Origin of the sequence: Thermus tenuipuniceus (assembly GCF_002964845.1) — a bacterium.
Classification (GTDB): Bacteria; Deinococcota; Deinococci; order Deinococcales; family Thermaceae; genus Thermus; species Thermus tenuipuniceus.
Map to the genome: position 1 here is coordinate 24,623 of NZ_KZ672974.1, position 6,763 is coordinate 31,385.

The 6,763-nt window shown below is 64.9% G+C and carries 7 protein-coding genes and 1 CRISPR repeat array; all 7 genes read left to right on the forward strand.

Annotation, left to right across the window (positions count from 1 at the left end):
- The first annotated feature begins 41 nt into the window (after positions 1-41).
- From casA to cas2e, 7 genes are read left to right on the forward strand one after another with little or no spacing between them, the layout of a single operon-like run.
- Entirely contained in the window at positions 42-1,505 is a 1,464-nt protein-coding gene (casA, locus tag C2847_RS05345; RefSeq protein WP_105317431.1) for a type I-E CRISPR-associated protein Cse1/CasA, read from the forward strand.
- Positions 1,502-2,005, forward strand: a complete 504-nt coding sequence (gene casB, locus C2847_RS05350; protein WP_105317432.1) for a type I-E CRISPR-associated protein Cse2/CasB — start codon at positions 1,502-1,504, stop codon at positions 2,003-2,005. The genes casA and casB overlap by 4 nt, the downstream gene beginning before the upstream one ends.
- Positions 2,002-3,126, forward strand: a complete 1,125-nt coding sequence (cas7e, locus tag C2847_RS05355) for a type I-E CRISPR-associated protein Cas7/Cse4/CasC (protein WP_105317433.1) — start codon at positions 2,002-2,004, stop codon at positions 3,124-3,126. Before casB ends, cas7e begins: the two co-directional genes overlap by 4 nt.
- Position 3,127: 1 nt before the next feature.
- Positions 3,128-3,877, forward strand: a complete 750-nt coding sequence (cas5e, locus tag C2847_RS05360; protein WP_105317434.1) for a type I-E CRISPR-associated protein Cas5/CasD — start codon at positions 3,128-3,130, stop codon at positions 3,875-3,877.
- The gene (gene cas6e / locus C2847_RS05365; protein ID WP_105317435.1) at positions 3,852-4,472 is read left to right on the forward strand and encodes a type I-E CRISPR-associated protein Cas6/Cse3/CasE; all 621 of its coding nucleotides are present in this window, start codon (positions 3,852-3,854) and stop codon (positions 4,470-4,472) included. Before cas5e ends, cas6e begins: the two co-directional genes overlap by 26 nt.
- Before the next feature lie 3 nt (positions 4,473-4,475).
- Complete coding sequence (gene cas1e, locus C2847_RS05370) at positions 4,476-5,453, forward strand: type I-E CRISPR-associated endonuclease Cas1e (protein ID WP_105317436.1); 978 nt, start codon at positions 4,476-4,478, stop codon at positions 5,451-5,453.
- Positions 5,407-5,763 carry a type I-E CRISPR-associated endoribonuclease Cas2e gene (gene cas2e, locus C2847_RS05375; RefSeq protein WP_164835644.1) on the forward strand — a complete coding sequence of 119 codons (357 nt, stop codon included), beginning with the start codon at positions 5,407-5,409 and terminating at the stop codon, positions 5,761-5,763. The genes cas1e and cas2e overlap by 47 nt, the downstream gene beginning before the upstream one ends.
- A 58-nt stretch (positions 5,764-5,821) precedes the next feature.
- A CRISPR array of direct repeats spans positions 5,822-6,338; the repeat unit is 29 nt; unit sequence GTAGTCCCCACGCACGTGGGGATGGACCG.
- Positions 6,339-6,763 lie beyond the last annotated feature (425 nt).

The following is a 6,763-nucleotide window of genomic DNA, read 5'->3' on the forward strand; positions in this document are numbered from 1 at the left end:
ATGACGGGTTGGCCCCGTAACCTGCAGTTAGGAGGTGTCCTTTGGCCAAGTTCAACCTGCTGGAAGAACCCTGGATTCCCGTGCGCGAGGGCGGACGGGTGCGGGAGGTAAGCCTAAGGGATGCTCTGGTCAGGGCCCCGGCCATAGAGCGCATTGATACCCCCTCCCCCCTCGAGGAGGCTGCCCTTCACCGCCTCCTCCTGGCGGTCCTCTACCGGGCCCTGCCCCGGCTCGGGGACTTTTGGGATGCTCTGGACTTGGTGGAGCGGGGAGAGTTGGACTCAAAGGCCCTGGAGGGCTACCTAAGCCGATTCTACGACCGCTTCTATCTTTTCCACGAAGAGGCTCCCTTCCTGCAAATCCCTGACCTGCCCACCAAAGACCCCCTCCCCTGGGCCAAGCTCTTGCCGGAGATGGCAAGCGGCAACAACCCCACCCTCTTTGACCACACCACGGAGGAGAACGTCCCCATGACCTCCTATGCCCAGGCGGCTAGGGCCCTCCTGGTGCACCAGGCTTACGCTCCTGGCGGGCTTCTTAAGCGGCTTGGGGTCACCTCGGCCGAGGATGCCCCCCTGGCCCGGCCCGCCGCCTTCTTGGTGGTGGGGGAGAACCTTTTCCAGACCTTGGTCCTGAACCTGGTGCCCCAAAAGGACCCCGGGGTGCCCGTGTGGGAACGCTCTCCCCTCCGTACCCAGGACGTGGCGGGGCACGCCACCAAGTGGCCCCTTCAGGGCGCTGCCCTGGTCTACGCCTGGCCCAGCCGGGGGGTGTGCCTCTTGGACGAGGGAACGGGGGTGCGGGAGATGGCCTACGGTCCTGGGGTGAAACCTTTGGAGGTGGGGTTCCACGACCCCATGGTGGCCCACCGCCTGGATGCCAAGGGCCAGGTGTCGCCCTTGCGCCTTAGCGTGGAGAAGAGCTTCTGGCGCGACTTCTCCGCCATGCTCCCCGCGGCTGGGGAGAGCTTTCCCGCCACCTTAGCCCATGCGCTCCGGCTGGCAGAGGAGCTGGGCCTAAGGCGGGAGCTTCGGGTGCTGGGCCAGGTGTCCGACCAGGCCAAGGTGCTGGATGTGCGCCGGGAGGTCTACCCCCTGCCCCAGGGTTTCCTCTCCCCGGTGGCGGAGGCGCTTTTGCAGAAGGGCCTCGAGCTGGCCGAGGAGGTGGGCAAGGAACTGTCCGGGGTAGCCCGGCGGGTAGCCCAAGGGCTCCTGGGGGACAAAGACCCGGAGGAGCTTCGCCGCTTCCAGGACTCCCTTCCCCTCCTGCGGCTTTATTGGGCGGAGCTGGATGGACGTTTCCCCCAGTTCCTGGAAAAGCTCGCCGGGCCGGGGGCCATGGACTTCTGGCGGGAGGAGGTACGGCGGGCGGCCCTTCGGGCCTGGGAGGAAACCCGCGCCTTTTTGGGCACGGAAGGGAGGCACCTCAAGGCTTTGGCGGAGGGGGAAAGGGCCATGGGCTCCGTCCTGGCCCCCAGGCAGGAAAAGGAGGGGAAGACACCATGAGCAAGGTCTTTGTGGATCACTTGGAGAGGCTTAAGGGAAGCCGGGCCTGGACCGCGGCCCGGGCAGCCCTGCGGAGAAGCTTGGCTTTCCCACCTGGGGAATACCCGCCCGTATTCCCCTACGTGGAGGGCTTTGTGGCCGAGGGGGGGTGGGAGCGGGAGGCCCACTACCTGGTGGCCGCCCTCTACGCCCTGAAGGACGGGGCCTACCAGGAGGGGCGCACCCTGGCCCAGGCCCTTAGGCAAGCCGAGCAGGCCCGGGATTCCAAGAGCGTGGAAAAGCGTTTCCTGGCCCTTTTGGATGCGGACCGGGACCAGCTCCCTTTCCGCCTGCGCCAGGCGGTGGGCCTGGTGGAAGGCGGTTTAGACTTCGCCAAATTGCTTGAGGACCTCCTCCGCTGGTTTGACGGGAGGAGGCGGGTCCAGGCCCGCTGGGCCCGGGAGTACTACGGCGTGCGGGAAGAGGAGACGCAAGAGGAGATAGAGGAGGTGAAGGCATGAAGCTTCTGGAAGTTCACGTGATCCAGACGGTGGCCCCCAGCAACCTGAACCGGGACGACACGGGAAGCCCCAAGGACGCCCTCTTCGGCGGCTTCCGCCGCGCCCGCATCTCCAGCCAGGCCCAGAAGCGGGCGGTGCGGGTGGCCTTTAGGGAGTGGCACCTCCTTTCCGAGGCTGAGCGGGCGGTGCGCACCAAGCGCCTCCTAGAGGCCCTTTTGAAGCGGCTGGAGGACGTGCCCGAGGACAAGGCCCAGCGGGCGGTGGAATACGCCCTGAACGCCCTGGGTCTTGGGGTAAAGGAAGGGAGGACGGAGTACCTCCTCTTCCTGGGGGAGAAGGAGCTGGACCAGCTGGCCCAGATTATTCGGGAGAACCTCGAGGCCCTCACCGCTCAGGAAGCCAAAGGCAAGAAGAAAGCCGAGGTGGACGGGGAGCTCAAGAAGGCCTTGGAAAAGGCGCTGGACGGGGGCAAGGCGGTGGACCTGGCCCTCTTCGGCCGGATGTTGGCGGACTCCCCCGAGTTTGGCGTGGACGCCGCCTGCCAGGTGGCCCATGCCCTTTCTACCCACAAGGTGGACCGGGAGTTTGACTTCTACACCGCCGTGGACGACCTGAACCCCAAGGAGGAGACGGGGGCAGGGATGATGGGGGACGTGGAGTTTTACTCCGCCACCCTCTACCGCTACGCGGTGGTGAACCTGGATAAGCTCCTGGAGAACCTGCAAGGGGACAAGGAGCTGGCCCTCAAGGGGGCCTTGGCCTTCTTGGAGGCCTTCGCCCTCACCCTGCCCTCGGGCAAGCAGAACAGTTTTGCCGCCCACAACCCGCCCCTCTTTCTGGCTTTCCGTGCTGGGGTGGGGTTGCCCCGCAACCTGGCCACCGCCTTTGAAAGGCCCATCTGGCCCAAGGAAGGCAAAGCCCTTTCTGCCCTTTCCGTGGAGGCACTAGTCCGGGAGTGGGCCAAGTTTGACCGGGCTTACGGCGCTTTAGACCCCGAGTGGAAGGGCGCTTTAAACCTCACCGAGGCAGAGGTCCGGGGCATTGACCTGGTGGATGGGCTAGGCGGGCTGAGGAAGAGGGCGGAGGAGGCCCTTAAGGAGTTGCTCGCCCCGGGAGGTTAGCATGCCCACGCTCCTGCTTCGGCTCCAAGGCCCCATGCAGTCCTGGGGCACCCGGAGCCGCTTTGACCACCGGGACACCTGGCCCTACCCCACCAAAAGCGGCGTTCTGGGCCTCCTGGCTGCCGCCTTGGGCCGGGACCGGGGGGAGGACGTCTCCGACCTGGCCGCCCTGCGCATGGGGGTGCGGGTGGACCGGAAGGGAGTCCTGCGGATGGACTACCAGACGGCCCAGTTTGTTTACAAGGCTAAGGGTTATGTTGCGGTCAATACACAGAAGGAAAAAAAGTGGTTGCAAAAGACGATCCCCCACATACCTATTCGTATAGACTCCGAAAACTCCACTGTGGTCAGCCAAAGGTACTACCTCTCCGATGCCGCCTTCCTGGTGGGCCTCGAGGGGCCCAGGCCCCTCCTGGAGGAGGCCCACCGGGCCCTCCTGAACCCCCGCTTCGTCCTCTACCTGGGCCGGAAGGGGTACGTGCCAAGCCCCCCGCCTTACCTGGAAGACGGCTTGCGGGAAGAGCCCCTGGAGGAGGCCCTGCAGAACTACCCCTTCCTCTTTCCGAACAGGCCTCGGGACGATCTTCTCCTTGTCCTGGAAGCGGCGGAGGGCCGGCTGGTGTACGACCAGCCCATCGCCCCGTTCGCCGCGCGCCGGTTTGGTGCCCGGTACGTTCGGGAAGAGCTTCTTCCGAAAGAGCGGGTCAGGTTGAGGGAGGTACCCCATGTGGATCAGCAAGCTGGTGCTTGACCTGCGTTCCAAAGCCGCCCGCAAGGACCTGGCGAACCCTTACGAGATGCACCGTACCCTCTCCCGGGCGGTGTCCCGGGCTCTAGACGAGAAGAAAGAGCGGCTCCTTTGGCGCCTGGAGCCCACCCGGGGCCTCGAGGACCCCGTGGTCCTGGTGCAGACCCTCACCGAGCCAGACTGGAGCGTGCTGGAAGAGGGGTATGCCCGGGTTTTCCCTCCCAAGCCCTTCCGCCCTGCCCTGCGCCCTGGGCAGGTCCTGCGCTTCCGCCTCCGGGCTAACCCTAGCAAGCGAGCGCGGGAAACCGGGGAACGGGTGGCCCTCAAGACCCGCGAGGAAAAGCTCTTCTGGCTGGAGCGAAAGCTGCGGGAGGGGGGTTTTCGCCTTTTGGAAAAGGACGGGCGTCTCCTAGCGGACATCCGTCAGGACATCTTCCTGGAGATGCGCCATAAGGACGGCCACCTGGTCCAAGTCCAAGCGGTGCTCTTTGAGGGGGTGCTGGAGGTGGTGAACCCCGAGGCGGCCCTGCAAACCCTGGAGCGGGGTATTGGCCCGGGGAAGGCGTTGGGCCTCGGCCTCCTCTCCCTGCGTCCTTAGGCCATGCCCCCCGTTCCCCCGGCCCGCAACCTGAAGGAGCTTCCCAAGTTCCGGGATGGCCTTTCATACCTTTACGTGGAGCACGCTTTCCTGGAGCAGGAGGCCCAAGGCATTGGCGTCTACGACCGAGAGGGCCTCACCTTGGTGCCGGTGGCCGCCCTGGGGGTGCTTTTCCTGGGGCCCGGCACCCGCATCACCCATGCCGCTATCCGGGCCCTCGCCGGCAACGGCTGCACGGTGTGCTGGGTAGGGGAGGGGTATGCCCGCTTCTACGCCCAGGGTCTGGGGGACACCCGCAGCGCCCTCCGCCTCCAGCGTCAAGCCCGGGCCTGGGCTGATCCAAGGCTTCACCTAGAGGTGGTGTACCGCCTGTATGAAAAACGCTTCCAGGAACCCTTGCCCCGGGACCTCAGCTTGGAGCAGGTGCGGGGCCTCGAGGGAGTACGGGTGCGGGCCGCCTACGCCCGTTGGAGCCGGGAAACAGGGGTGCCGTGGAAGGGCCGTAGCTACGATCGCCGGGACTGGGCGGCCTCGGACCCGGTGAACCGGGCCCTTTCCGCGGGAGCAGCCTACCTGTATGGTCTGGCCCATGCGGCCATCGTGAGCGCAGGTTTTAGCCCCGCCCTGGGGTTCATCCACACGGGAAAGCTTCTCTCTTTTGTCTACGATGTGGCCGATCTCTACAAAACCGAGGTCCTGGTGCCCACCGCTTTCTTGGCAGCGGCGGAGGGGGACCTCGAGGTGGAGCGCCGGGTGCGTCAGAAGCTTCGGGAGCGAATCCGGGAGACTAGGCTCCTGGAAAGGATGGTGGAGGACCTCCTGGACCTTTTCCAAGGCCTTGGCCTGCCCGAGGAGGCCAAGGAGGAAGAAGAAGACCCCACTCGCCCTGGGGAGCTTTGGGACCCGGAAGGGGAAGTGGAAGGGGGCGTGGCTTATGGTGGTGATGATCCTGGAGAAGGTACCGAGGAGCCTGAGGGGTGAGCTCACCCGCTGGCTTCTAGAACTAGACACTGGCGTTTTTGTGGGGCGGGTGAGTGCTGTGGTGCGGGATCTTCTCTGGGAGAAGGTTGTGGAGAAGGCTGGGGATGGTCGTTGCGCCATGGCCTGGCGTACGAACAACGAGCAAGGCTTTGCTCTAAGGCTTCACGGTTACCAGGATCGTTCTTTGCGGGACTTTGATGGTATAGTATTGGTGTCGGTGCGCACCGCCGAGGCTTTGCGTAAGGCTGAAAAGCTAAGGCGCATGGCCAAGGCAACGCGCGGGGATCTTGACAACGCAACTTCGGAATAGTTCTCTTTACAAACCCTTAGCAGGGGGTAAGAAGGTGTTTTTGCCGTCTGGGTCATGTGTAGTCCCCACGCACGTGGGGATGGACCGGCGCTCCTCCAGGCGGGCCAGGAGCGCTTCAAGTAGTCCCCACGCACGTGGGGATGGACCGTTAGAATAGCCTCCACCATCCCGTCGATGAGGGTAGTCCCCACGCACGTGGGGATGGACCGTGGTCCGGGGCGTCCGGGTGGACGGGCTGGGAGTAGTCCCCACGCACGTGGGGATGGACCGGTGGCCCGGGCCCGCACCACATCCAGGACCCAGTAGTCCCCACGCACGTGGGGATGGACCGGTCGGCTCTGTTTACGGCCCATATGCCAAATCGTAGTCCCCACGCACGTGGGGATGGACCGCTGGGTGCCCTTCGCTCCGTCAAGATTTCTCAGTAGTCCCCACGCACGTGGGGATGGACCGCCCACCCGTCCACCATCTCCCCGTCCGATCCCGTAGTCCCCACGCACGTGGGGATGGACCGACATGGTAGTTGAGGGACCCACGAGGCTTCGCGTAGTCCCCACGCACGTGGGGATGGACCGGAAGCCCAGGGAGTCGTCTAGGGTCAGGTAGCGGCCGTATCCCAGGCCGCGCACCAGGATGCTCTTCCCCACTGCCTGGCCCCGGCGAGGAAGACCACAGGGGTGTCCTGAAGGGCCTCGAGGAGATGGTCGGTGAGAAAGCGGGGGAATTCTACACCCAGACCTCGCGGAAAATCTACGACTATCCCGCAAATATTCTGCGACCTTAGCACAGGGTTTGCTGGCAAACATAGAGGGACCTATCGGTTCCTGGGCACGGCCGGGCACGTGGCCTATGTTTTCATAGGCCCCACATGTCTTATCCCTATACCTTGGGGAACTCTTTCGGGAACCCGCGCAACCGCCTTCGGGTGCCGGGTGACTAAGAGGCTGTCGTAAAAGTCTCCCACCTCACCTTACGCGGCCCTCGCCAGCCGCTTCACCAG